Origin of the sequence: Streptomyces solitudinis (genome assembly GCF_036323765.1) — a bacterium.
GTDB lineage: Bacteria > Actinomycetota > Actinomycetes > Streptomycetales > Streptomycetaceae > Streptomyces.
In genome coordinates this window covers 124908-150044 of sequence record NZ_JAZDCW010000008.1, presented here as the reverse complement: position 1 = coordinate 150044, position 25137 = coordinate 124908, and the positions used below count along the sequence as shown (strand labels likewise).

General features: G+C 73.9%; 19 protein-coding genes. 8 read left to right on the top strand and 11 right to left on the bottom strand.

Annotated elements, in window-relative coordinates; all coding sequences use genetic code 11:
* Positions 1-96: 96 nt before the first annotated feature.
* From gap to V1J52_RS20565, 6 genes are all read right to left on the bottom strand, one after another.
* Positions 97-1101, bottom strand: coding sequence for a type I glyceraldehyde-3-phosphate dehydrogenase (gene gap / locus V1J52_RS20590; RefSeq protein ID WP_330141394.1), 1005 nt, complete (start codon positions 1099-1101; stop codon positions 97-99).
* 210 nt (positions 1102-1311) lie between these two features.
* Positions 1312-2289, bottom strand: coding sequence for a DNA-binding protein WhiA (gene whiA, locus V1J52_RS20585; RefSeq protein WP_330141393.1), 978 nt, complete (start codon positions 2287-2289; stop codon positions 1312-1314).
* Positions 2280-3305, bottom strand: a complete 1026-nt coding sequence (locus V1J52_RS20580) for a gluconeogenesis factor YvcK family protein (RefSeq protein ID WP_443075881.1) — start codon at positions 3303-3305, stop codon at positions 2280-2282. The genes whiA and V1J52_RS20580 overlap by 10 nt, the downstream gene beginning before the upstream one ends.
* Positions 3302-4261, bottom strand: a complete 960-nt coding sequence (gene rapZ, locus V1J52_RS20575; protein WP_330141391.1) for an RNase adapter RapZ — start codon at positions 4259-4261, stop codon at positions 3302-3304. The genes V1J52_RS20580 and rapZ overlap by 4 nt, the downstream gene beginning before the upstream one ends.
* A gap of 47 nt (positions 4262-4308) precedes the next feature.
* Complete coding sequence (uvrC, locus tag V1J52_RS20570) at positions 4309-6330, bottom strand: excinuclease ABC subunit UvrC (RefSeq protein WP_330141390.1); 2022 nt, start codon at positions 6328-6330, stop codon at positions 4309-4311.
* Positions 6331-6471: 141 nt separating this feature from the next.
* Positions 6472-8448, bottom strand: coding sequence for a heavy metal translocating P-type ATPase (locus tag V1J52_RS20565; RefSeq protein WP_330141389.1), 1977 nt, complete (start codon positions 8446-8448; stop codon positions 6472-6474).
* 95 nt (positions 8449-8543) lie between these two features.
* Here V1J52_RS20565 and V1J52_RS20560 point away from each other — a divergent pair, with 95 nt between their 5' ends.
* On the top strand, positions 8544-8930 hold the full coding sequence (locus V1J52_RS20560) for an ArsR/SmtB family transcription factor (protein ID WP_330141388.1): 387 nt from the start codon (positions 8544-8546) through the stop codon (positions 8928-8930).
* Between the two features lie 61 nt (positions 8931-8991).
* Here V1J52_RS20560 and V1J52_RS20555 read toward each other — a convergent pair whose 3' ends face one another.
* Together V1J52_RS20555 and V1J52_RS20550 are read right to left on the bottom strand one after the other, a co-directional pair.
* Positions 8992-9648 (bottom strand): MBL fold metallo-hydrolase, encoded by a 657-nt coding sequence (locus tag V1J52_RS20555; RefSeq protein ID WP_330141387.1) that lies wholly within the window; start codon positions 9646-9648, stop codon positions 8992-8994.
* 63 nt (positions 9649-9711) lie between these two features.
* The gene (locus V1J52_RS20550) at positions 9712-10485 is read right to left on the bottom strand and encodes a maleylpyruvate isomerase family mycothiol-dependent enzyme (RefSeq protein ID WP_330141386.1); all 774 of its coding nucleotides are present in this window, start codon (positions 10483-10485) and stop codon (positions 9712-9714) included.
* A gap of 190 nt (positions 10486-10675) precedes the next feature.
* Here V1J52_RS20550 and uvrA point away from each other — a divergent pair, with 190 nt between their 5' ends.
* From uvrA to V1J52_RS20535, 3 genes are all read left to right on the top strand, one after another.
* Positions 10676-13651: an excinuclease ABC subunit UvrA gene (uvrA, locus tag V1J52_RS20545; protein ID WP_330141385.1), complete on the top strand. Its 2976-nt coding sequence runs from the start codon at positions 10676-10678 to the stop codon at positions 13649-13651.
* An 11-nt stretch (positions 13652-13662) separates the two neighbouring features.
* Complete coding sequence (locus V1J52_RS20540) at positions 13663-14085, top strand: Rieske (2Fe-2S) protein (RefSeq protein WP_330141384.1); 423 nt, start codon at positions 13663-13665, stop codon at positions 14083-14085.
* 222 nt (positions 14086-14307) lie between these two features.
* A complete protein-coding gene (locus V1J52_RS20535) occupies positions 14308-16587 on the top strand; it encodes a phosphodiester glycosidase family protein (RefSeq protein ID WP_330141383.1) in 2280 nt (759 codons plus the stop codon).
* A gap of 96 nt (positions 16588-16683) precedes the next feature.
* On the opposite strand, the gene V1J52_RS20530 is transcribed toward V1J52_RS20535, so the two are convergent.
* Positions 16684-17691, bottom strand: a complete 1008-nt coding sequence (locus V1J52_RS20530) for a TerC family protein (protein ID WP_330141382.1) — start codon at positions 17689-17691, stop codon at positions 16684-16686.
* Between the two features lie 254 nt (positions 17692-17945).
* Positions 17946-20096, bottom strand: a complete 2151-nt coding sequence (uvrB, locus tag V1J52_RS20525) for an excinuclease ABC subunit UvrB (RefSeq protein WP_330141381.1) — start codon at positions 20094-20096, stop codon at positions 17946-17948.
* Between the two features lie 325 nt (positions 20097-20421).
* On the opposite strand from uvrB, the gene V1J52_RS20520 reads away from it, so the two are divergent.
* From V1J52_RS20520 to V1J52_RS20510, 3 genes are all read left to right on the top strand, one after another.
* A complete protein-coding gene (locus tag V1J52_RS20520; RefSeq protein WP_443075891.1) occupies positions 20422-21348 on the top strand; it encodes a glycerophosphodiester phosphodiesterase in 927 nt (308 codons plus the stop codon).
* A 78-nt stretch (positions 21349-21426) separates the two neighbouring features.
* Positions 21427-21972, top strand: coding sequence for a methylated-DNA--[protein]-cysteine S-methyltransferase (locus tag V1J52_RS20515; protein WP_330141379.1), 546 nt, complete (start codon positions 21427-21429; stop codon positions 21970-21972).
* A 166-nt stretch (positions 21973-22138) separates the two neighbouring features.
* Positions 22139-23404, top strand: coding sequence for an MFS transporter (locus tag V1J52_RS20510; protein WP_330141501.1), 1266 nt, complete (start codon positions 22139-22141; stop codon positions 23402-23404).
* Here the strand turns inward: V1J52_RS20510 and V1J52_RS20505 are convergent.
* A complete protein-coding gene (locus V1J52_RS20505) occupies positions 23401-24117 on the bottom strand; it encodes a PIG-L deacetylase family protein (RefSeq protein ID WP_330141500.1) in 717 nt (238 codons plus the stop codon). The two genes, V1J52_RS20510 and V1J52_RS20505, sit on opposite strands and share 4 nt — an antisense overlap.
* 128 nt (positions 24118-24245) lie before the next feature.
* On the opposite strand from V1J52_RS20505, the gene V1J52_RS20500 reads away from it, so the two are divergent.
* On the top strand, positions 24246-25022 hold the full coding sequence (locus V1J52_RS20500; RefSeq protein ID WP_330141378.1) for a class I SAM-dependent DNA methyltransferase: 777 nt from the start codon (positions 24246-24248) through the stop codon (positions 25020-25022).
* Positions 25023-25137 lie beyond the last annotated feature (115 nt).

Sequence of the window (25137 nt, the reverse complement as noted above, 5' to 3'; positions counted from 1 at the left end):
GGCCCTGCACACGGGCGCGAGGCCCGTGCGGCGCGCCGGTGCGCCGCACGGGCCTCGTTCCGGTCACTTCTCGGTGCCCTGCGGACCGCGGTGCGGTCAGAGCTGGTTGCCGACGAAGACGGTGAGGTCGACCAGGCGGTTGGAGTAGCCCCACTCGTTGTCGTACCAGCCGACGATCTTGACCTGCTTGCCCATCGCCATGGTGAGCGAGGAGTCGAAGGTGCAGGAGGCCGGCCAGTTCACGATGTCCGAGGAGACGATCGGGTCGGCCGTGTACTCCAGGACGCCCTTGAGCTGATCCTCGGCGGCCTTCTTGAACGCCTCGTTGACCTCGTCCCTGGTGACCTCGCGGTCCAGCTCGACGACCAGGTCGGTGACGGAGCCGGTGGGCACGGGCACGCGCATCGCGATGCCGTCCAGCTTGCCCTTGAGCTGCGGGAGCACGAGGGCGGTGGCCTTCGCGGCGCCCGTGGACGTCGGGATGATGTTCTGCGCGGCGGCGCGGGCCCGGCGCAGGTCGCTGTGCGGGAAGTCCAGGATGCGCTGGTCGTTGGTGTAGGCGTGGACCGTGGTCATCATGCCCTTGACGATGCCGAAGCTCTCGTCCAGCACCTTCGCCATCGGCGCCACGCAGTTGGTGGTGCAGGAGGCGTTGGAGATGACGTGGTGCTCGGCGGGCTGGTAGGCGTCGTTGTTGACGCCCATCACCAGGGTGATGTCCTCCTGCTTGGCCGGGGCCGAGATGAGGACCTTCTTCGCGCCGCCCGCGAGGTGCTTGGCGGCGTCCTCCCGCTTGGTGAAGATGCCGGTGGACTCGACGACGATGTCGACGCCCAGCTCGCCCCACGGGATGTCGGCCGGGTTGCGCTCGGACAGGACCTTGAGGGTCTTGCCGTCGACGGTGATGGTGTCGGCGGTGTGCGACACCTCGCCCTTGAGGCGGCCCATGATGGTGTCGTACTTCAGGAGGTGGGCGGTGGTCGCGGTGTCACCCAGATCGTTGACAGCCACGATCTCGATGTCCGCACCCTGCTCCAGCAGCGCACGGAAGTAGTTACGGCCGATACGGCCGAAGCCGTTGATGCCTACGCGGATCGTCACGAACCGATCTCCTCGTTGGTACGCCGGTGATGGTCGCCGGCGAGCTGTATTGGGATGTCCCCGACCACGTCCGACCCTACCGCGCCGACGTGACGCGGGTGACATCGGCCGCGTGCGCGCCGCCACGGCGCGGCCGGGTGCGGCGGCGGGTGGCGGGGAGGGCGCGGGGGAAGCGGCGGGCTGCCGGGCCGGGCCCGGGGGCGCGCGCCGTCAGCCGACCATCTCCTCGGTCAGGGTCGCCTCCGTGCCGGGGATGCCCAGGTCGCTCGCGCGCTTGTCGGCCATCGCCAGCAGCCGCCGGATGCGCCCGGCGACGGCGTCCTTCGTCAGCGGCGGGTCCGCGAGCGCGCCCAGCTCCTCCAGGGACGCCTGCTTGTGCTCCATGCGCAGCCGCCCGGCCGCGGCCAGGTGCTCGGGGACGTCCTCGCCGAGGATCTCCAGCGCACGCTGCACGCGCGCCCCCGCGGCGACCGCGGCGCGGGCCGAGCGCCGCAGGTTGGCGTCGTCGAAGTTCGCCAGCCGGTTCGCCGTGGCCCGCACCTCGCGGCGCATCCGGCGCTCCTCCCAGGCCAGCACCGACTCGTGCGCGCCGAGCCGGGTCAGCAGCGCGCCGATGGCGTCACCGTCCCGGACGACGACGCGGTCCACGCCGCGCACCTCGCGGGCCTTCGCGGCGATCTGGAGCCGCCGGGCGGCGCCGACCAGGGCGAGGGCGGCCTCCGGACCCGGGCAGGTGACCTCCAGCGAGGACGAGCGGCCGGGCTCGGTGAGGGAGCCGTGGGCGAGGAACGCGCCGCGCCAGGCGGCCTCCGCGTCGCAGGTGGCGCCGGAGACGACCTGCGGGGGCAGGCCGCGGATGGGGCGCCCCCGGCCGTCGACCAGGCCCGTCTGCCGGGCGAGCTGGTCCCCGCCGGCCACCACCCGCACGACGTAGCGGCTGCCGCGCCGCAGCCCGCCCGGCGCCATCACCACCAGGTCGGAGGCGTGCCCGAAGATCTCCAGGATGTCCTTGCGCAGCCGCCGCGCGGCGATGCCGGTGTCCAGCTCGGCCTCGATGACGATGCGTCCGCTCACCAGGTGGAGCCCGCCGGCGAAGCGAAGGACCGAGGAGACCTCCGACTTGCGGCAGCAGGTCCGGGTGACGGGTAGCCGGGAGATCTCATCCTTCACCGCTGCCGTCATCGCCATGGGCCGATCCTTCCATGCATCCGGAAAATACGGTCGTACGCGGCGGCCAGCCTCTCCGGGTCGTGGCGCGGCGAACCGTCCGCCGCGGCGACCCGCGCCAGCTCCACCGTTCCGCCCAGCCGCCGCGCGGCCTCGCGCAGGCTGTCCTGGTCGGGCACGGCGTCCTGATCAGCCAGCACCACGTCGAAAGCGAGTTTAGGGGCGTGTCGGGCCAAAACCTCCAAATGACGCTGCGGGGAGAAGCCGGCGGTCTCGCCCGGCTGGGGGGCGAGGTTGAGCGAGAGCACCTTGCGCGCCTTGGTCCCGGCGAGCGCCTGGAGCAGTTCGGGCACCAGCAGGTGCGGGATCACCGAGGAGAACCAGGAGCCGGGCCCGACGACGACCCAGTCGGCGTCCAGCACGGCGTCGACCGCCTCGGGCACGGCGGGCGGGTCCGCCGGGACGAGCCGCACCTCCTGCACCTCCCCGGGGGTGAGCGCCACCGTGGCCTGGCCCGCGACGGTGCCGACGCGGTCGGGGAAGCGCGGGTCGTGCCCGCGCACCTGCGCCTGGAGCAGCAGGGGCACCGCGGACATCGGCAGCACCCGGCCGTGCGCGCCGAGCAGCTTGCCGACGAGGTCGAGCGCGGCGACGTGGTTGCCGAGCTGCTCCCACAGCGCGGCGATCAGGAGGTTGCCGACGGCGTGCCCGTGCAGCTCGCCCCCGCCCGCGAAGCGGTGCTGGACGACGCGGGCCCACGTCTGCCCCCACTCGTCGTCCCCGCACAGGGCGGCCAGCGCCTTGCGCAGGTCGCCCGGGGGCAGCACGCCCAGCTCGGCGCGCAGCCGCCCGCTGGAACCGCCGTCGTCAGCGACGGTGACGACGGCGGTGAGGTCACCGGTGATGCGGCGCAGCGCGGTGAGCGAGGCGGACAGGCCCATGCCGCCGCCGAGGGCGACGACCTTGGGCTGCCCCTTGGCGCGGGGGGCGGATCTGCGCCGCCGCAGCCGCAGCGAGCGGCCGGTGACCGCGCTCACTCGCGGCCCATGTCCCGGTGGACGACGACGGTCTCCACGCCTTCGGCCGACAGCCTGCGGCCGAACCGTTCGCTCATCGCGACGCTGCGGTGCTTGCCGCCGGTGCAGCCGATGGCGACGGTGACGTACCGCTTGCCCTCGCGGCGGTAGCCCGCGGCGACGAGCTGGAACAGCTCGGCGTAGCGGTCGAGGAACTCCTTGGCGCCGGGCTGGTCGAAGACGTAGTCGGCCACCTCGGGGCTGGTGCCGGTGTAGGGGCGCAGCTCGGGCACCCAGTGCGGGTTGGGCAGGAACCGGCAGTCGGCGACGAGGTCGGCGTCCACGGGCAGGCCGTACTTGTAGCCGAAGGACATGACGGTGGCCCGCAGCTCGGGCTCCTCGTCCCCGGCGAACTGGGCGTCCATCTTGGCACGCAGCTCGTGGACGTTGAGGCTGGAGGTGTCGATGACCAGGTCGGCGTCGCCGCGCAGCTCGCGCAGGAGGTCCCGTTCGGCCTCGATGCCGTCCACGATGCGCCCGTCGCCCTGGAGCGGGTGCGGGCGGCGCACGGACTCGAAGCGGCGCACGAGGGCGTCGTCGGACGCCTCCAGGAAGACGATGCGCCGCCGCACGTGCTTGGCCGCGAGGTCGGCCAGCGACTCCTTGAGGTTGTCGAAGAAGCGGCGCCCGCGCACGTCCACGACGACGGCGATGCGGGCGACGTTGCCCTGGGAGCGGGCGCCGAGGTCGACCATGGTGGGGATGAGGGCCGGTGGCAGGTTGTCCACCACGAACCAGCCCAGGTCCTCCAGGCACTTGGCCGCCGTGCTGCGGCCCGCCCCGGACATGCCGGAGATGATCACCAGCTCGGGGATGGTGCCCTCGGCCCCGTTGCCCTCCGCCGCCGTGCCCGTTTCCACCTGCTGCGCTCCCGTGTCGTCCTGCTGCTCGTCTGTTCTGCGCCGGTCGTCAGCCATCGCGTGTTCCCCCCGGTCCTGTGTGGTGCGCGGGGCCTGACCCGCGCCTACCCCTCATCATCCTCGATGATCTCGCCCGTCGCGGTGTTGACGGCGGGGGCCCCGGACCCGGGGCGGGCGGGGGCGGCGAGCGCCGCCGCGACCGCCTCCGCCGTCTTGCGGCCTATGCCGGGGACCTCGCAGATCTGCTCGACCGTGGCGGCCCGCAGCCGCTTCACCGAACCGAAGTGCTTGACCAGGGCCTGCTTGCGGCTCTCCCCGAGCCCCGGCACGGCGTCCAGCGGCCCGGCCCGCAGCGCCCTGGCCCGCTTGCCGCGCTGGTAGCGGATGGCGAAGCGGTGGGCTTCGTCACGGACCCGCTGGAGCAGGTACAGGCCCTCGCTGCTGCGCGGCAGCACCACCGGGTCCTCCTCGTGCGGCAGCCAGACCTCCTCCAGGCGCTTGGCGAGGCCGCAGACGGCGACGTCGTCGATGCCCAGCTCGTCCAGCGCGGCGCGGGCGGCGGCGACCTGCGGGCGGCCGCCGTCCACCACGACGAGCTGCGGCGGGTAGGCGAAGCGCTTGGGGCGGCCCTCGGCGTTCAGCGGGCCGGTGCTCTCCTGCGGCTCCCCGTCGTCGCCCGTCCCGGCGGCCCCGCCGTCCTCGGGGACGGCCCACTCCCCCGTCTCCCGGCGCTCGGCGAGGTACCGGCGGAAGCGGCGCCCGACGACCTCCCGCATGGCGCGGACGTCGTCCTGGCCGGTGAAGGACTTGATCTGGAAGCGGCGGTACTCACCCTTGCGCGGCAGCCCGTCCTCGAAGACGACCATCGAGCCGACCACGTCCTGCCCCTGGAGGTGGGAGATGTCGAAGCACTCGACGCGCAGCGGCGCGGAGTCCAGCCCGAGGGCTTCGGCGATCTCCTCCAGGGCACGGGAGCGGGTGGTCAGGTCGGAGGCGCGCTTGGTCTTGTGCAGGGTGAGGGACTGCTGCGCGTTGCGCCGCACCGTCTCCATCAGGGCGCGCTTGTCCCCGCGCTGCGGGATGCGCAGGCTCACCCGGGAGCCGCGCCGCCCGGCCAGCCACGCGGTGACCGGCTCGGCCGGCTCGGGCAGGGCGGGCACGAGCACCTCCTTGGGCACGGCGTCTCCCCGCTCCTCCCCGTAGAGCTGCTGGAGGGCGTGCTCGACCAGCCCGGCGGTGGTGACGTCCTCCACCTTGTCCGTCACCCAGCCGCGCTGGCCGCGCACCCGGCCGCCGCGCACGTGGAAGATCTGCACCGCCGCCTCCAGCTCGTCCTCGGCGAGGGCGATCAGGTCGGCGTCGGTGGCGTCGGTGAGGACGACGGCGTTCTTCTCCATGGCGCGCTGGAGCGCCCCGATGTCGTCGCGCAGCCGGGCGGCCCGCTCGTACTCCAGGTCCTCGGCGGCCTCCCGCATCCGCTCCTGGAGGCGGCGCAGGTAGGTGCCGGTGCGCCCGGCCATGAAGTCGCAGAAGTCCTCGGCGAGGTCCCGGTGGTCCTCGGCGCTCACCCGGCCGACGCAGGGGGCGGCGCACTTGCCGATGTAGCCGAGCAGGCAGGGGCGGCCGATCTGCGCCGAGCGCTTGAAGACCCCGGCCGAGCAGGTGCGCACGGGGAAGACGCGCAACAGCAGGTCGACCGTCTCCCGGATGGCCCAGGCGTGCCCGTACGGGCCGAAGTAGCGCACGCCCTTCTTCTTGGCGCCGCGCATGACCTGGACCCGGGGGAACTCCTCGTTCATCGTCACGGCCAGGAAGGGGTAGCTCTTGTCGTCCCGGTACTTGACGTTGAAGCGGGGGTCGAACTCCTTGATCCAGGTGTACTCCAGCTGGAGCGCCTCGACCTCGGTGCCCACCACCGTCCATTCCACGGAGGCGGCGGTGGTGACCATCGTCGCGGTGCGCGGGTGCAGCCCGGCCACGTCCTGGAAGTAGGACGCCAGCCGCTGCCGCAGGCTCTTGGCCTTGCCGACGTAGATCACCCGGCGGTGCTCGTCGCGGAAGCGGTAGACGCCCGGGCCGTCGGGGACCTGGCCGGGCGCGGGCCGGTAGCTGGACGGATCTGCCATGGCGGACAGCCTACGTGCGGGTGGTGACGGTCCGGAGGTGCCGGTACGGCGACCGCACCCTCACCAGCCCCGTGCACCGGGCACCTGCGGCACCGGCCGCCCCCGCGCAGGCGGCCGTACGCTCCCGGCGGGTACGCCCGCTCACGCGGTGTCCTTGCCGAGGGAGTCCGTCCAGGCACGCTCGCGCAGCAGGCGCAGGCCGTTGAGGCCGACGATGACGGTGGAGCCTTCGTGGCCGGCGACGCCGAGCGGGAGAGGGAGGGTGCCGATCAGGTCCCAGGCCACGAGCGCGGTGATGAAGGTCCCGGCGATGACGAGGTTCTGCACGACCAGGCGGCGGGCCCTGCGGGACAGGTCCACGAGCGCGGGGATGGTGGCGAGCTCGTCGCGGACGACGACGGCGTCGGCGGTCTCCAGGGCGAGGTCGGATCCGGCCCTGCCCATGGCGATGCCGGTGTGGGCGGCGGCCAGGGCGGGGGCGTCGTTGACGCCGTCGCCGACCACCAGCACCCGCCGGCCTTCGGCCTCCCATCCCCGGATGGCGGCCACCTTGTCCTGCGGCAGCAGCCCGGCGCGGACGTCGGTGATGCCGACCTCGGCGGCGAGGCGGCGCGCGGCGCGCTCGTTGTCGCCGGTCAACAGGACCGGGGTTCGGCCGGTGAGGGCGGTGAGGGCGGCCACCGTGTCCTCGGCGTCCGGGCGGAGCCGGTCGGCGATGCCCAGCACTCCGGCCGGTGCGCCGTCGATCAGGACGACGACCGCGGTGCGGCCCTGGTCCTCAAGGTCCCGCACCGTGCCGACGGCCTCCGGGTCGCTGGCGGTGGTGAGGCGGGCCGGGGAGCCGGCCTGGACGGTGCGGCCGCCGATCGTGGCGGTGACGCCCGCGCCGGGAGCGGAGGTGAAGCCGGCCGTCTCGGCGAGGGCGAGTCCGCGCTCGCGGGCGGCCTCGACGACGGCGCGGGCCAGCGGGTGTTCGCTGGGGTGCTCAGCGGCTGCCGCCAGCGCCAGCAGCCCGTCTTCGTCCAGGCCGGAGCCGGGGTGGGGGCGGACGTCAGTGACGCGCGGGGCCCCCTCGGTCAGGGTGCCGGTCTTGTCCAGGGCGACGGCGTCGACCTGGCCGAGGCGTTCCATCACCACGGCGGACTTCGCCAGGACGCCGTGGCGTCCGGCGTTGGCGATCGCGGACAGCAGCGGCGGCATGGTGGAGAGGACCACCGCGCACGGCGAGGCGACGATCATGAACGTCATCGCGCGGAGCAGGGCCGGCTGGAGTTCGTCGCCGAGGGCGAGCGGGATCGCGAAGACGGCGAGGGTGGCGGTGACCATGCCGATGGAGTACCGCTGCTCGACCTTCTCGACGAACACCTGGGTGGGCGCCTTGGTCTCGGAGGCTTCCCCGGCCATCTTCACGATCCGCGCGATCACCGAGTCCGACGGGTCACGCTCGACGCGCACGCGCAGGGCGCCGGTGCCGTTGACGGTTCCGGCGAACACCTCGTCCCCGGCCTGCTTGGCCACCGGCAGGGGCTCGCCGGTGATGGTGGCCTGGTCGACATCGCTGGTGCCGTCGAGGACCTGGCCGTCGGCGCCGACCCGCTCGCCGGGCCGCACCAGGATGACATCACCGACCGTGAGGGCATCGGCGGGGACGCTCTCCTCCCCGTCGCCGGGCAGGAGCCGGGTCGCGGTGACCGGCGCGAGGTCGAGCAGCCCGCGCACGGAGTCGGCAGTCCGCGCGGTCGCGGCGGCCTCCAGCGCGCCGGAGGTCGCGAAGATGACGATCAGCAGGGCCCCGTCGAGGATCTGGCCGATGGCGGCGGCGCCGAGCGCCGCGACGACCATCAGCAGATCCACGTCCAAGGTCTTGTCCTTCAGGGCCTTCAGGCCCTCCCATCCCGGCTCCCAGCCGCCTGTGACGTAGACGGCGGCATACAGCGGCGCCCACAGCCAGGCCGGGGCGCCGAAGAGGTCCAGCGGGAGGGCGGCCAGGAAGAGCACCAGCGCGGCCAGCGCCCACCGGGCCTCCGGCAGCGCCAGCACCCGGGTGCGCCGCTTCGGCAGCGCCGCACGCGGGCCGGCGCCGGCCGGAGCGGGCCGCTGGTCAAGGACATAAGGCATGACAAGACAACCCTTCGCGGGCGGACAGAGGGCAACGTCCCCACGATACAGGAATATCTGAATAGGTCTTCACATGTTATCGGTATAATGGCCCCATGGGCCACGGAACCGACACCGCCAGCAGCGCCACCACCCGCGAGCGACTCGACGCCGTCGGCGCCGCCGACGTCGCCGCCACCCTCCAGGCCCTCGCCACGCCCTCGCGGCTGCACATCCTGGCCCGGCTCCAGGAAGGCCCGTGCTCCGTCAGCGACCTCGCGGAGGCCGTCGGCATGGAAGCCTCCGCCTGCTCCCACCAGCTGCGCCTGCTCCGCAACCTCGGACTGGTCACCGGCGAACGCCACGGCCGCTCGATCGTCTACGCGCTCCACGACCACCACGTCGCCGAACTCCTCGACCAGGCCCTCCACCACGTCGAGCACCTGCGCCTGGGCATCCGCGACTCCGTCACCGCCGCGCCCGCGACGACCGCCGCCGGCTGACCGGCGCGCCTACCGCCCGGGCCCTCCGGCCGCGCGAAGGGGGATCACCGTCTTTGGTGGGTCACCAGCCCCGCGCCCGCCACTCCTCCAGGTGCGGGCGCTCGGCGCCGAGGGTGGTGTCGGCGCCGTGGCCCGGGTAGACCCACGTCTCGTCGGGGAGCGGGCCGAAGATCTTGGTCTCCACGTCGTGCAGCAGCGAGGCGAAGGCCCCGGCGTCCCCGAAGGTGTTGCCGACGCCGCCGGGGAAGAGGCAGTCGCCGGTGAACAGGTGCGGGTGGCCGTGCGGGTCGTCGTAGACGAGGGCGACCGACCCCGGGGTGTGGCCGGCCAGGTGCCGGGCGGTGAGGCGGCAGGCCCCGACGGTGACGGTGTCCCCGTCGTCGAGGAGCACGTCGGTGGGCACCGGGATGCCCTCCGCGTCCGCCCGCCCCGCGTAGGTGCGGGCACCGGTGGCCGCCACGACCTCCTCCAGCGCCTGCCAGTGGTCGCCGTGCCGGTGCGTGGTGAGGACGCCGGTGACGCCGTCGGAGCCGATGAGGTGGAGCAGCGTCGCCGCGTCGTTGGCGGCGTCGATCAGGAGCTGCTCGCCGGTGGCTCGGCAGCGCAGCAGGTAGGCGTTGTTGTCCATGGGGCCGACGGCGGCCTTGGAGATCATCAGGTCGGCCAGCTCGTGGACGTCGGCCGGGCCGCTGACGGTGACCTTTCCGGTGTAGGGCATGGCGTCTCCTCACTTCGCGGTTCCGCGGGCCGCCGGGCGGCGGCCCGCGGGCGGGGGCGGCGGCTACAGCGGGGGCAGCACGGGGAGCGTGCCGCCGTCCGCGGTGAGGCCGCCGCCGGTGGTGCGGCCGGCGAGCCAGCCCGCCAGCGCGGCCGTGGACCCGGTGACGACGACGGGCGGCGCGGGCGTTCCGTCACCGGCCGGGTCCTCCGGGTTGAACGCGCGCCCGGTGTGCCAGGTCCGGCCGTCCGCGGCGCGCAGCTCGGTGGCCGGGACCTCGGGGTTGCCGGTGAAGCGCCGCGCGAGGTAGCCCACGGCGCGCTCGGCGAAGCCGGCGGGCAGGTCGGCCAGCTCCCGTCCGGCGTCCAGGTCGTAGTGGTGCAGCTCCACCTCGACCCGGCGGCGGAAGGGGAGGGCGGCGGCCCGGTCGGTGACGCCGTTGCGCAGCTCCAGGAGGTTCTCCCACCGCTCGCCGCCGTAACCGGCGAAGGCGCGGTCCAGACGTGCGGCGCTGGTGCGCAGGTCGTCGAGGTGGGCGGCGAGCGGGCGGGCCGCGCCGACCTCGATGTCGTGGTCCCTGGCCTCGGCGCTGGCGTACATCGGGCGGCCTTCGAGGACGTTGACGAGGGCGTCGGCGTTGCGCGCCAGGTGGGTGAGCACGTGGCCGCGGGACCAGCCCGGCAGCAGCGACGGCTCGGTGAGTTCGGCGGCGTCCAGCTTCTCCGCGGTGGCGAGGAGCGCCGCCTCGCCGTCCCGGAGGGCCGCCAGGTCGTCCTCGGGGCTCGTCTCGGGTCCGCTGGGGGTGGGGTGCTCGGGGCCGTGCTCGGACGCAGTCATGATCCAACGCTATCCCCGTCACACGTACGGGTGAAGGTGACCCGCTGGGGCGGGAAGTCGACGAAAATCGAATGTACGTGCTATAGGCTCTGGGCTCCCGGCATCCTCAGACCATTCCGGCGGCGGCCCCGTACCCTTGGGCGGGGGCCGCCCGTCCGGCCCTCACTCCACACGAAAGGTGCCAACCGGCGTGGCCGACCGTCTCATCGTCCGTGGCGCTCGCGAGCACAACCTGAAGAACGTCTCGCTCGACCTCCCGCGCGACTCCCTCATCGTCTTCACCGGCCTCTCGGGATCGGGCAAGTCCTCGCTCGCGTTCGACACGATCTTCGCGGAGGGCCAGCGCCGCTACGTCGAGTCGCTGTCGTCCTACGCACGGCAGTTCCTGGGCCAGATGGACAAGCCCGACGTCGACTTCATCGAGGGCCTGTCGCCCGCGGTGTCCATCGACCAGAAGTCCACCTCCCGCAACCCGCGCTCGACCGTCGGCACGATCACCGAGGTCTACGACTACCTGCGGCTGCTGTTCGCCCGCATCGGCAAGCCGCACTGCCCCGAGTGCGGCCGCCCCATCGCCCGGCAGTCGCCGCAGGCCATCGTGGACAAGGTCCTCGGCCTGGAGGAGGGCAGCCGCTTCCAGGTGCTCTCGCCACTGGTCCGCGAGCGCAAGGGCGAGTTCGCCGACCTCTTCGCCGACCTCCAGACCAAGGGCTACAGCCGCGCCCGGGTGGACGGCGAGACGGTCCAGCTCTCCGACCCGCCGAAGCTGAAGAAGCAGGAGAAGCACACGATCGAGGTGGTCGTGGACCGCCTCACCGTCAAGGACAGCGCCAAGCGCCGCCTGACGGACTCCGTGGAGACGGCGCTCGGCCTCTCCGGCGGCATGGTCATCCTCGACTTCGTCGACCTCCCCGAGGACGACGCGCAGCGCGAGCGGATGTTCTCGGAGCACCTGTACTGCCCCTACGACGACCTGTCGTTCGAGGAGCTGGAACCGCGCTCGTTCTCCTTCAACTCCCCCTTCGGCGCCTGCCCGGAGTGCACCGGCATCGGCACCCGCATGGAGGTCGACCCGGAGCTGATCATCCCGGACGAGGAGAAGTCGCTCGACGAGGGGGCCATCCACCCCTGGTCGCACGGCCACAACAGGGAGTACTTCGGGCGGCTCATCGGCGCGCTGTCCGACGCCCTGGGCTTCCGCACCGACATCCCCTGGGCCGGGCTGCCGCAGCGGGCCAGGAAGGCGCTGCTGAACGGGCACCGCACCCAGATCGACGTGCGCTACCGCAACCGGTACGGGCGCGAGCGCTCCTACACGACCGCGTTCGAGGGCGCCGTGCCGTTCGTGCGGCGGCGGCACTCGGAGGCCGAGTCCGACTCCAGCCGTGAGCGGTTCGAGGGCTACATGCGCGAGGTGCCCTGCCCCGCGTGCGAGGGCACCCGGCTCAAGCCGATCGTGCTGGCCGTCTCCGTGCAGGGCCGCTCCATCGCCGACGTGTCGGCGATGTCGATCAGCGAGTGCGCCGACTTCCTGCGCGACATGACGCTGTCCGACCGCGAGAAGACGATCGCCGAGCGGGTGCTCAAGGAGGTCAACGAGCGGCTGCGATTCCTGGTGGACGTCGGCCTGGACTACCTCTCGCTGAACCGGGCCGCGGGCACGCTCTCGGGCGGCGAGGCGCAGCGCATCCGGCTCGCCACCCAGATCGGCTCGGGCCTGGTCGGGGTGCTGTACGTGCTGGACGAGCCGTCCATCGGCCTCCACCAGCGCGACAACCACCGGCTCATCGAGACGCTGGTGCGGCTGCGCGACCTCGGCAACACCCTCATCGTCGTCGAGCACGACGAGGACACGATCCGCACCTCCGACTGGGTCGTGGACATCGGCCCGGGCGCGGGCGAGCACGGCGGCGAGGTTGTGCACAGCGGCCCGCTGGCCGGGCTGCTGGCCAACGACGCGTCGAGCACCGGCCAGTACCTGGCCGGGAAGCGGCAGATCCCGGTCCCCCCCGAACGCCGCCCGGTGGACTGGGAGCGGGCGCTCACCGTGCAGGGCGCCCGGGAGAACAACCTGCGCGACATCGACGTCGACTTCCCGCTCGGCGTGCTCACCGCCGTCACCGGCGTCTCGGGCTCCGGCAAGTCGACGCTGGTCAACGACATCCTCTACACCCACCTCGCCCGTGAGCTGAACGGCTCGAAGGCGGTACCGGGGCGGCACACCCGGGTGGTCGGCGACGACCAGGTGGACAAGGTCGTGCACGTGGACCAGTCCCCCATCGGCCGCACGCCGCGTTCCAACCCGGCCACCTACACCGGCGTCTTCGACCACGTGCGCCGGCTGTTCGCGGAGACGATGGAGGCCAAGGTCCGCGGCTACCTGCCGGGGCGCTTCTCGTTCAACGTCAAGGGCGGCCGCTGCGAGAACTGCTCGGGCGACGGCACCATCAAGATCGAGATGAACTTCCTGCCGGACGTCTACGTGCCGTGCGAGGTCTGCCACGGCGCCCGGTACAACCGGGAGACGCTGGAGGTGCACTACAAGGGCCGGAACATCGCCGAGGTCCTGGACATGCCGATCGAGGAGGCCATGGACTTCTTCGAGGCCGTCCCCGCCATCGCCCGCCACCTGCGCACCCTCAACGACGTCGGGCTCGGCTACGTCAGGCTCGGGCAGTCCGCGCCGACGCTCTCCGGTGGCGAGGCCCAGCGCGTCAAGCTCGCGTCCGAGCTTCAGAAGCGTTCCACCGGCCGCACGGTCTACGTGCTGGACGAGCCCACGACGGGCCTGCACTTCGAGGACATCCGCAAGCTGATCCGGGTGCTGGAAGGGCTGGTCGACAAGGGCAACTCGGTCATCGTCATCGAGCACAACCTCGACGTGATCAAGACGGCCGACTGGGTCGTGGACATGGGGCCCGAGGGCGGCACCGGCGGCGGCCTGGTCGTCGCCGAGGGCACCCCCGAGCAGGTCGCCGCCGTCCCGGCCAGCCACACCGGCAAGTTCCTGCGGGAGCTGCTGGGCAGCCGGGTCAGCGACGCGTCGGCCGACGCCGGTGCCCGCACGAAGCCGGCCGCGCGGAAGAAGGCCGCCAAGAAGGCGACGACGGCGAAGGCCCCGGCGCGGAAGAAGGCCGCGGCCCGGCAGGGCGCAGGCTCCGCGTAGGCTGGCGTTCCGTGACAGCGAACCACCAGCATCCCGGCCGCCGCGCCCTCACCCTGGGCGCGGCGGCCGGCGCCGTCGGCCTGGGCGCCGGCTGCGCCGGTCCGGGCGCCTCCCGCGGTGCCGAGCCCGGCGCCGTACCCTCCGCGCCCGTCGCGCTGGGCAGCGCCGCCGACGTCCCGGTCGGCGGCGCCAAGGTCTTCCCCGAGCAGCGGCTGCTCGTCTCGCAGACGGAGCCCGGCGCGTTCAGGGCGTTCAGCGCGGTGTGCACGCACCAGGGCTGCGCGATCAGCACGGTGCGGGAGACGGCCGCCCTGTGCCCGTGCCACGGCAGCGGTTTCGACGCCACGACGGGCGAGGTCCTGTACGGACCGGCCCGTGAACCGCTACCCGAGGTCCCCGTCCGGGTGAGCGGCGACGGGCTGGTCGCGGGGTAGCCCGCAAGCCCGCCTCCCCTCCTCCCCCAGGCCGTCACCGAGCGCGGCGGTTCCCGCACGTCTGTGCCGGACGGGTGCACCACTGACCCCGTCCGGCCGCTGTTCCGGCCGTGTCCGCGCCGTAACGGGCCCGGCCGGCGCGGACAGCTGCCACGCTGTGCGGCGCACGTGCCGCAGGCGTTCCGCCGGTCGGCGCACCGTTCGCTTCGTGGGGAGGGTCTGGTGGCCGGGCAGCGACGCACCGTCCGACCGCTGCCGTGGTGCGCCGTGGCCCTCCTCCTGCTCGGCACGTGCCTGGTGCCGCCCGCGGCGTCGGCCCCGGCATCCGGGGCCGCCGAGACCGCAGGCGCCGCGGGCGCCGGGACCGCCGGGGCGGAGCCTGCCGCGCTCACCGCCACCGCCCGGCCCGTGGCCCCCGGTGTCACGCTGACGTCCTTCGTCCGCTCCTCCCCGGCGCCGTCCGGCTCCTCGCGGACCGCGGCGCCGCTGCGGGCGGACGCGCTCACGGTGGACCTGGACGGCGGCGCCCGGATCGACTACCTGGGGCCCGGCGCCGTCGCCGCGCGGCGCACGGTCGGCGAGCTGGCGGCGGCGCACGACCCCGGCCCCGGGCGGCGCACCGTCGCCGCGGTCAACGCGGACTTCTTCGACATCGACGCCACGGGTGCCCCGCTCGGCGCGGGGCTGCGGGACGGGCGGCTGGTGCACTCGGCCTCCGGCGGCGGCGGACGCGTCGCCGGCTTCGGCCCGCGGGGCGGCGGACGCGTGCTGGAGCTGTACTTCGACGGCACGGTCCGGCTGCCCGCGGGCAGCCACCCGCTCGCCGGCCTCAACGCGGCCGACGTCCCCGCCGGCGGCATCGGCGTCTACACGGCCCGCTGGGGTGCCGCCGACCGGGCGCCCGCCACCGACGGCGCCCGGTACGTGCGGGAGGTGGCCGTGCGGGACGGCGCGGTGGTGTCCGCCGGAGAGCGGCCGGGCAGCGGCCCGGTGCCGCCGGGCACCACGGTGCTGCTGGGCCGGGAGGCGGGCGCGCGGGCCCTCGCCGGACTCGTCCCCGGCGACCGGGTCACGCTGGCCTACCGGCCGCGCCCCGGGGACGGCGGCCCCCTGCCGAGGACGGCGGTCGGCGGCAGGGAGCTGCTGGTGCTGGACGGCGAGCCGCAGGACTGGACGGGCGCCCCGAACGACACCCCGGCGCCCCGCACGGCGGTCGGCTTCTCGGGGGACGGACGCACGGCGCACCTGGTCACCGTGGACGGCCGGCAGGCGGAGTCCGCCGGGGTCACCCTCACCGAGCTGGGACGGGTGATGGTGCGGCTGGGCGCCCGCAACGCGCTCAACCTGGACGGCGGCGGCTCCAGCACCCTGCTGGCCCGCGAACCCGGCACGCCGGGGCTGCGGCGGGAGAACGCCCCGTCCGACGGCGCCGAGCGGCCGGTGCCCAACGGGCTGGCCGTGACCGCCCCGGCGGGCGGCGGCCGCGCGACCGGGTACTGGGTGCGCACCGCTGCCCGCCCCGGGGTCCTGCCCGGGGCGGGCCGCACGGACCTCGTCTTCCCCGGACTGACCCGGCGGTTGCGCGCCACGCCGCACGACGAGGCGTACGGGCCCGCCCCGGGCCGCCCGCCCCGCTGGCGCTCCGCCCGCCCGCGTGTCGGCACGGTGGACGGCGACGGCACGTTCCGGGCCCGCCGGACGGGACGGGCGGCGGTGGTCGCCCACCGGGGCCGGGCCGCCGGGAGCACCACGCTGCGGGTGCTCGGTGCCCTGGAGTCGGTGCGGACCACCGCCTCGCGGCTCGCCCTGGCGGGGCGGGGAGCATACGGGTCCTTCGGCGTCGTCGGCCGCGACTCCGCGGGCACGGCCGCCCCGGTGGACCCGGCCGACGTGCGCCTGGACTACGACCGGAGCCGGCTGGCCGTCGTCCCCGAGCCGGAGCGCGGCACCTTCTCGGTGACCGCGCTCACCGGCTCGGGCACCGACCGGGTCTCGGTCTTCGTGGCGGGCCGCAGCACCACGCTGAGCGTCACGGCCGGGCTGCGGGACGTCACGGTGGCGGACTTCTCGGACGCCGGCCGCTGGACGTTCGCCGCCGCCCGCGCCGAGGGCTCGCTCGGTCCGGAGCCGGAGGGGCGGACGGGCCCGGGGCTGCGGCTCGGCTACGACTTCGGCCGCTCGACGGGCACCCGGGCCGCCTACGCCGTGCCGCCCGGGCCGCTCCCCGTCCCCGGCGCACCGCACGGCTTCACGCTGTGGGTGCGCGGCGACGGACACGGCGCGTGGCCGTCGCTGCACCTGGTGGACGGGCACGGCACCGGGCACGTGCTGCGCGGTCCGCACGTGGAGTGGACGGGCTGGCGGCGGATCACCTTCGAGGTGCCCGGTCCGCTCACACCGCCGGTGCGCGTCCGCCGGCTCTACCTGGCCGAGACACGGACGGACGCCCGGTACCAGGGGGAGGTGGTGCTCGACGAGCTGGTCGCCCGCGTTCCGCCGTAGCGAACGCGGGCGGGCGCCGCCCCCCTGCGGGAGGGGAACGGCGCCCGGGCGGCCCGCCCGGTGAGGGGCGGGCGTGTGCGGTGTGCGGTGGCGGGCTCAGCGCACCGGACGCCCGGCGTCCTCGCCGCCGTCACCGGCCTCCTGGTCCTGCTCCTGCCCGGACTGCTTCCTGGCGGCGATCAGGCTGGTGACCGTGGTGACCACGAGCACCGCGCAGATCACGCCGAGGGAGACCGGGGTGCTGATGACCGGGACGTGCACGCCGTACTCGTGCAGGGCGTGCAGCACCAGCTTGACCCCGATGAAGCCGAGGATCACGGACAGGCCGTAGGAGAGGTGGACCAGCTTCTTCAGCAGGCCGCCGATGAGGAAGTAGAGCTGCCGCAGGCCCATGAGGGCGAAGGCGTTGGCCGTGAAGACGATGTACGGGTCCTGGGTGAGGCCGAAGATCGCCGGGATGGAGTCCAGGGCGAACAGGATGTCGGTGGTGCCGATGGCCAGCATGACGATGAGCATCGGCGTCATCAGGCGACGGCCGTTCTCGGTGATCGTCAGGCGGGTGCCGTGGTACTGGTCGGTGGAGGGGAAGCGCCGTTCGACCAGCTTGAGGAAGCGGTTCTCCTCGTACGCCTCTTCGGTCTCGTCGGCGCGGGCCTCCTCGATGAGCTTCCAGGCCGTCCAGACGAGGAAGGCGCCGAAGATGAAGAAGACCCAGGAGAACGAGGAGATGATCGCGGCGCCGGCGGCGATGAAGCCCGCCCGCAGCACCAGGGCGATCAGCACCCCGATCATCAGGACCCGCTGCTGGTAAGCGGCGGGCACGGCGAACTTCGCCATGATGAGGACGAAGACGAACAGGTTGTCGACACTGAGTGACTTCTCGGTGATGTACCCGGCGAAGAACTCGCCCGACGCCTTGGCGTCCCCGAAGCCCAGCAGGACCAGGCCGAAGATCACGGCGAGGGCGACCCACACGGCCGACCAGATGCCCGCTTCCTTGATCGAGACCTCGTGCGGCTTGCGTCCGCCGATGAAGAAGTCGGCGGCGATCAGGGCACACAGACCGACGATGGTCACGACCCAGGTGGTCAGGGTGACTTCCATGCAGCACTCCTCCGGCTGTCAGTGGCCGGAGGTCTCTTCCGCCCGGACGGACACACGCCGCCACGGGCCGACGCCCCGGGACCGCAACGGTCGGTCCGTACTGACGGGGACATCGCAGTCGGGAGTACTCCCCTCCGCAAAGGGAAGCATACGACAAGGTCAAAGGATGACAAAGGACGGATCTCACATTCCGTGACCCGGGCCCCGGCGGGGACCCAGGCCCGCGCGCCGGGGCCGACCCGGACCCGCGCGTGCTACTTCAGGCCCGCCTCCCGCATCTGGCGCAGCTCCTTCTTCAGCTCGCCCACCTCGTCCCGCAGCCGCGCCGCCACCTCGAACTGCAACTCGGCCGCCGCGGTGCGCATGCGCTCGGTCATCTCCTCGATGATCCCGGCCAGCTCGGCCGCGGGCCGGTCGGTGGGGCGCGCGTCGGTACCGGCCTTCGCACCCGAGGCGTCCGCCTTGGCGGCCCCGGTCCTGGCGGCGTCCCGGGAGAGCGCGGGCACCGGCGCCCTGCCCTTGCCGTTCGCGCTCTGGCGGTACCCGGTGCCCAGGAGCTGCTCGGTGTCGACCTCCTCGCGCGCGATGGCGGAGACGATGTCGCCGATCTTCTTGCGCAGGGGCTGCGGGTCGATGCCGTGCTCCGTGTTGTAGGCGATCTGCTTGACGCGGCGCCGGTTCGTCTCGTCGATGGCCCGCTCCATCGCCGGGGTCGTCTTGTCCGCGTACATGTGGACCTGGCCGGAGACGTTGCGGGCAGCGCGGCCGATCGTCTGGATGAGGGACGTCCCCGAGCGCAGGAAACCCTCCTTGTCGGCGTCGAGGATGGCCACCAGGGAGACCTCGGGGAGGTCCAGGCCCTCGCGCAGGAGGTTGATGCCCACCAGGACGTCGTACTCGCCCGCCCGCAGCTCGCGCAGCAGCTCCACCCGGCGCAGGGTGTCCACGTCGCTGTGCAGGTAGCGGACGTTGATGCCCAGTTCCAGGAAGTAGTCCGTCAGGTCCTCGGCCATCTTCTTGGTCAGCGTGGTGACCAGGACGCGTTCGTCCCGCTCGGTGCGGGTGCGGATCTCGTGCACCAGGTCGTCGATCTGCCCCTCGGTCGGCTTGACGACGACCTCCGGGTCCACGAGCCCGGTGGGCCGGATGATCTGCTCCACGACGCCGTCGGAGCGGGACAGCTCGTAGGAGCCGGGCGTCGCCGACAGGTAGACCGTCTGGTCCACCCGCTCCAGGAACTCCTCCCACTTCAGCGGCCGGTTGTCCATCGCGGACGGCAGCCGGAAGCCGTGGTCGACCAGGGTGCGCTTGCGCGAGGCGTCCCCCTCGTACATCGCGCCGATCTGCGGCACCGTGACGTGCGACTCGTCGATGACGAGCAGGAAGTCCTCGGGGAAGTAGTCCAGCAGGGTGTGCGGCGGCGAGCCCGCCTCCCGGCCGTCGATGTGCAGCGAGTAGTTCTCGATGCCGGAGCAGGTGCCGATCTGCTGCATCATCTCCAGGTCGTAGGTGGTGCGCATGCGCAGCCGCTGGGCCTCCAGCAGCTTGCCCTGCTTCTCCATGCGGGCGAGGGTCTCCTGGAGCTCCGTCTCGATCGCGGTGACGGCGCGGTGCATGCGCTCCTCGCCCGCGACGTAGTGGGAGGCCGGGAAGACGTACAGCTCGCGGTCGTCGGAGATCACCTCGCCGGTGAGCGGGTGCAGCGTGGACAGCGCCTCGACCTCGTCGCCGAACATCTCGACGCGGACGGCCAGCTCCTCGTAGACGGGGAAGATCTCGATGGTGTCCCCGCGCACCCGGAAGGTGCCGCGCGTGAAGGAGTGGTCGTTGCGGTTGTACTGGATCTCCACCAGGCGGCGCAGCAGCGCGTCGCGGTCGATCTCGTCCCCGACCCGCAGCGGCACCATGCGGTCGACGTACTCCTGCGGCGTGCCCAGGCCGTAGATGCAGGAGACGGAGGCGACGACGACCACGTCCCGCCGGGTGAGCAGCGAGTTCGTCGCGCTGTGGCGCAGCCGCTCCACCTCCTCGTTGATCGAGGAGTCCTTCTCGATGTAGGTGTCCGACTGCGGGACGTACGCCTCCGGCTGGTAGTAGTCGTAGTAGGAGACGAAGTACTCCACCGCGTTGTTCGGCAGCAGCTCGCGGAACTCGTTGGCGAGCTGTGCGGCCAGCGTCTTGTTCGGCGCCATGACGAGCGTCGGCCGCTGGAGCTTCTCGATCATCCACGCCGTGGTGGCCGACTTCCCCGTGCCGGTGGCGCCGAGGAGGACGACGTCCTTCTCGCCCGCCTCGACGCGCCGGGCGAGGTCGGCGATGGCCGTCGGCTGGTCGCCGCTGGGCCGGTAGGGGCTGACGACCTCGAAGGGCGCCACCTTGCGTTCGATGTGGGATACGGGCCGCATGGGTTCCACGGTACGGCGCGCCACTGACAACCGTCCGCTCCGCCGGGAGGTCCCGTCCGGCGATCCGGGGGAAAACGTTCGGTCCGCCGTCACCGGGCACCCGTTTGGCGCCCGCACACCCGCGGCCTTCGCCGGGAAGGCTTACCGGTGAGCCGTGCTGCCGACGCAGCGCGACGGTTCACTGACGCAGTGCGGTCGCCCACGGCGCCCGCCGACGTGAGGAGTCCTCGTGTCCCTTCGCCGTTCCGCCCTGACCGGCTCCCTCCTGGGCGTCTGCGCGCTGGTCCTCACCACTGTTCCCGCCCCGGCCGTCCCGCCCGTCCCGGTGGACCGGCCCCGCCCGGCCGGGCGGCACGCGGCACCGGCACCGGCACCGGCACCACAGCCGACGCCGGTTCCGGCTTCGGCACCGCAGCCGGAGCCGACGCCGGAGCCCGCGCCCGCCGCCGTGCGCGAGGTGACGCCGGTGGCCCACCGCGGCGCCTCCGCCTACGCCCCCGAGAACACCCTCGCCGCCGCCGACAAGGCCCGTGAGCTGGGCATCGACTGGGTCGAGAACGACGTGCAGCGGACCCGGGACGGCGTGCTGGTCGTCCTCCACGACGACTCGCTGAAGCGGACGACCGACGTGGAGGAGGTCTTCCCCGACCGGTCGCCGTGGAAGGTGGCCGACTTCACGGCGGCCGAGATCGCGCGGCTGGACGCGGGGAGCTGGTTCGGCGAGCAGTACACGGGCGAGCGGGTGCCGACGCTCGCCAGGTTCCTGGACCGGATGACCGCCAACCACCAGAAGCTCCTGCTGGAGATCAAGAAGCCGGAGCTGTACCCGGGCATCGAGCAGGACGTGCTGACGGAGCTGGGCGAGCGGGGCTGGCTCACCCCGGGGCACCTCAGCGCCCGGCTGGTCGTCCAGAGCTTCGACGCCGGTTCGCTGCGACGCGTGCACGACCTGGAACCGGCCGTGCGGACGGGCTTCCTCGGCACGCCCGCGGTCGCCGAGCTGCCGCACTACGCCGCCTTCGCGGACCAGGTCAACCCGCGTCACACCACGGTCACCCCCGAGTACGTCCGGGCCGTCCAGCGGACGCCGGGGCCGGATGGCGAGCGGCTGGAGCTGTTCACCTGGACGGTGGACGACGGCCCGACGGCGGCGCGGCTGGCCGGGATGGGCGTGGACGGCATCATCACGAACCGCCCGGACGTCATCCGGGACGCCGTGCGCGACGCCGCGCAGGGCCCGGGCCGCCCCTGAGCCGGTCCGCCGCCTGCGCGGGGCGGCGGCGGGCAGCGGCTGTCGGTGGTTGTCGGTGGCGGGCCGTAGGGTCGCCGCATGAGCACGACGATCGCGCGGGCGTCCTGGACGGTGCGGGAGACGCCCGTGGGCCCGCTGCTGCTCGCCGCCACCGGCACGGGGCTGGTGTCGGTGGTCTTCCACGCCGACGCCCCGGCCGCGCGGCGGGCGCTGGACCGCCTCGCCGGGCGGCTGGGCGCCGCGCCGGTGCGGGCGCCGGGCCATCCGGTGCTGCGGACCGCGGCGGACGAGCTGGAGGGCTACTTCTCGGGCGGCCTGCGCGTCTTCTCCGTCCCGCTGGACTGGTCGCTGACCGGCGGTTTCCACGCCCGGGTGCTGCGCACCCTCAGGGAGACGGTCCCCTACGGCACCGTGGCCACCTACCAGGACCTGGCCGACGGGGCCGGGGAGAGCGGCGCGGCGCGGGCGGTGGGCGCGGCGATGAGCGCCAACCCGCTGCCCGTGGTGGTCCCCTGCCACCGGATCGTCGCGGCGGCGGGCGGCATCGGCGGCTTCGGCGGCGGGCTGGAGACGAAGCGGGCGCTGCTCGCGCTGGAGGGCGTGCTGCCCGCGCCGCTGTTCTGAGACCTGTTCTGGAACCGGCGTGCGGCGCCGCGGCCCGGCCCTGGCAGACTGCCCTCCCGTGACCCAGCCCGCTGATGCCGCCGAGCCCGTCGACGCCTCTGGCCTCCCCCGTCCCGCCGCCGGTCCGCCCGGCGGGGAGACGCCCGGCCCCGGGCAGCTCGCGGCGCTGCGGCGGCGGACGACGGCGGTGCTCGCCGTCAGCCAGGTCCTCGGCGGCCTCGGCGTGGCCACCGCCATCGCGCTGGCCGCCGTGCTGGCCGAGGACGTCAGCGGCTCGAAGGCGCTCTCCGGCCTGGCCTCCACGGCGTCGGTGGTCGGGACCGCGCTGCTGTCCGTGCCGCTGGCCGCCGTGATGGCCGCGCGCGGCCGGCGTCCGGGGCTGACGCTGGCCTATCTCATCGCCGCCGCGGGCGGGGCGGTGGTGGTGGCCGCGGCGGCGCTCGGCAGTTTCTGGCTGCTGCTGGCCGGCATGGCCGCCTTCGGCGCGGGCTCCTCGGCGAACCTGCAGGCCCGGTACGCCGCCGCCGACCTCGCCGAGCCCCGGCAGCGGGGGCGGGCCATCTCGCTGGTGGTGTGGGCCACCACGGTCGGAGCCGTGGCCGGGCCGAACCTGGCCGGGCCCGCGGGCCGCAGCGTCGCCTCCTTCGGGGTGCCGCTGGCGGCGGGGCCGTTCGTGTGGGGCACGGTGATCTTCCTGGTCGCCGGGGTGGCGGTGTGGGCGCTGCTGCGGCCCGATCCGCTGCTGACCGCCCGGGCGCTGGCGGCGGTGGACGCCGGGGAGCCCGCCTCCGGGCACGGGGTGCGGGCGGGCTGGACTGCCGTCGCGGCGTCCCCGCGGGCGGTGCTGGCGCTGGTGGCCGTCACCACGGCCCACACGGTGATGGTCTCGGTGATGGTGATGACACCGGTCGACCTGAGCCACCACGGCGCGGGCGTCGAGCTGATCGGGCTGGTGATCAGCGTCCACATCGCGGGGATGTACGCGTTCTCCCCGGTGATGGGCTGGCTCGCGGACCGGCTGGGCCGCCTCGCGGTGCTGGGGCTGGGCGGCGTGCTGCTGGCCGTCGCGACGCTGCTGGCCGGGACGGCGGGCGCCGGTCACGCGCAGAGCGCGGCGGGACTGTTCCTGCTGGGGCTCGGCTGGTCGGCGGGGCTGGTGGCGGGCTCGGCCCTGCTGACCGACTCCGTTCCGCAGGCCGCCCGCGCGGCCGCCCAGGGCCTGTCGGACCTGGCCATGAACGCGGCGGCGGGCGTAGGCGGCGCGCTGTCGGGCCTGATCGTCGCGCGGGCGGGCTACGGCTGGCTCAACGCGCTGGCCGCGGCCCTGCTGGTGCCCGCCGCCGTGCTGCTGCTGCGCCGCCCGCCCGAAGCCCCCTCCGGCGCCACGGGGCGCCGGAAGGGCGGTGGCCGTCCGGCTGACGGGACGTCCTAGGCGGGGTGCAGGCGGAAGCCGACCGCCCGGCGGCCGCCGGTGCGCTCGGCCAGGCCGTCCATGACAGAGGTGAGGAACGTGCGGGCGTAGGCGGCCGGTTCCTCGTCGCTGAGCGCGGACAGGTACGCGCGGTGCTCGGCCAGCGAGGCGATGGCCCGCTCGGCGTCCCGTTCCCCGACCTCCTGCGCGTGCGTGGGGTCGGGGACCCCGGCGACGGCCACCCAGCGCACCCCGTCCCAGCGTTCCAGGCCGCCGTCGGCCAGTTGCCCGGGGAAGATCCAGCGGTTCCCGGCGTCCCCGACGGCGTCCAGCACGGCGCGGCCGACGGCGCGGTGGTCCGGCGTGTTCCAGTGGCCGCCGGGCCAGGTGTCGTCGTGGTTGAGGGTGAGGACGAGTTCGGGCCGGTGCCGCCGGATGGCGGCGGCCAGGTCCTGCCGCAGCTTGATGCCGTACTCGACGACGCCGTCGCGGTGGTCCAGGAACTCCACGGCGCGCACCCCGACGACCTCGGCGCTCGCGCGCTGCTCGGCCTCGCGCACCCGGGCGGCCTCGGCCGGTTCCATGGTGTCGATGCCCGCCTCGCCACGCGTGGCCAGCAGGTAGGTGACGTCCTTGCCGGAGTCCGTCCAGTGGGCGATCGCCGCCGCCGCGCCGTACTCCAGATCGTCCGGATGGGCCACGACCGCCAGCGCCCGCTGCCAGTCCTGCGGCATCGCCGCCAGTTCCTCCGCCACGTGAGCCTCCTGTCGGTGGTTTGGGTCGTGCCGGGCACCGGAACCGATCCTCACACAGCACCGTGGCCACCAGCACGGTTTCCGGCTTCCCGGCGAAAGGCTTTCCGATGTCCGCACGTCTGCACGTCAACCGGGCCACGTTCGCGCACCGCCTGCACTACGCCCTGCGCCACCCGGGCCGGGTCCCGCCGCACCTGCGGCGGCTGGCCCGGGACTGGCGGCTGCGGCGGCTGACCGGCCAAGACCACGTGGCGTACTACCGGGCGGTGATGAGGGACGACACCCTGCGCGACCCGGAGGCGGCCGTGGGCAGCGCCACCCACGAGCGCTGGCTGGCGCTGGGCCGGATGCAGTACGCGTACCTGCTGCGGCACGGGCTCGCCCCGCAGGACCGGATGCTGGAGATCGGCTGCGGCAACCTGCGCGCGGGCCACCTGTTCATCGGCCATCTGGAGCCGGGGCACTACCACGGCGTGGACATCTCGCCGGAGATCCTGCTCGCCGCGCAGCGGACGCTGGTGCGCCACGGGCTCCAGTCCCGGCTGCCGAACCTGTCGCTGGTGGCCGACCTGCGGCTGGCGCACCTGCCCGACGCCTTCTTCACCGTCGTGCACGCGCACAGCGTCTTCTCGCACTCGCCGCTGGAGGTCGTCGACGAGTGCCTGGCCCACGTCGGCCGGGTGCTGGCGCCGGGCGGGTTCTTCGACTTCACCTACAACCGCACCCTGGGGAGTGAGCACCACGTCCTGCGGGAGGACTTCTACTACCGCACGGCCACGCTCGTCCGCCTCGCCGCGGGCCACGGTCTGCGGGCCGAGGCGATGGAGGACTGGGACGAGCTGCCGCACCGGCAGTCGAAGATCAGGGTGACCGCCGACCGCTGACCCGCGCCGCGCGGGCGTCCGCGGACGGACGCCCCGGCTGCCGCGCCGCGCCCGCGCGGGGGTGACGCCACTGCTCCGTTCCGGCGAGGCGCCCGCCGTCTCCGGTTGGGACCTT